Annotated in this window: 1 protein-coding gene; it reads right to left on the reverse strand. The window is 62.0% G+C overall.

The window, feature by feature from the left end:
• On the reverse strand, positions 1-490 hold a 490-nt coding region (locus ACFOSH_RS44015), incomplete at its 3' end, for a reverse transcriptase domain-containing protein (protein WP_378247782.1).
• Positions 491-705 lie beyond the last annotated feature (215 nt).

Raw genomic sequence — 705 nt, forward strand, 5'->3', positions numbered from 1 at the left:
AGTCGTCGGCATATCGGGTCAACCGAAAGGTCGCACCTCCGCGTTCGCGGTGTCGTTTCCGGTTGGTGCCGTTCTTGTGGTTCTCCCAGATCTGATGGAAATAGTCGTCCAGTTCGGAGAGGGCGATGTTGGCCAGCAGAGGTGACAGAATGCCGCCCTGCGGGGTTCCGGAATGGGTGTCCCGGTCGATGTTGTCCTCGCTGAGGATTCCGGCGCGCAGGAACGCTTTGATGAGTTCCAGGATCCGTTTGTCCTTGACTTGTCGCCGCACCAAACCCAGCAGGGCGGTGTGGTCGATCTCGTCGAAACATGCGGTGATGTCGCCCTCGAAAACCCACTCGTAGCCCTCGCGGGCATGCTTACGGATTTCTTCGATGGCGTCCTGGGCCCGGCGTTTCGGCCGGAATCCGTAGCTGGAGGACTGGAAACCGGTCTCGAAGATCGGTTCCAGGACCAGCTTCAGCGAGGCTTGAACGACCCGATCGGTCACGGTCGGTATCCCCAGCCTCCGGGTTTTCCCGCCTGCTTTGGGGATGTGTCGTTCCCGGACCGGGAGCGGACGGAACGTCCGTGCCTTCAGATCAGCGCGGATTCCTTCCAGTAACCCGATGGCACCTTCTGCGGACTCGATGATCGAGCGGACAGTCCGCCGATCGACGCCCGCGCTGCGTGCTCCGGTGTTCCCCGACACCCGTTCCCACGCCA

The organism is Amycolatopsis speibonae (genome assembly GCF_042647925.1).
In the GTDB taxonomy this organism is placed as follows: domain Bacteria; phylum Actinomycetota; class Actinomycetes; order Mycobacteriales; family Pseudonocardiaceae; genus Amycolatopsis; species Amycolatopsis speibonae.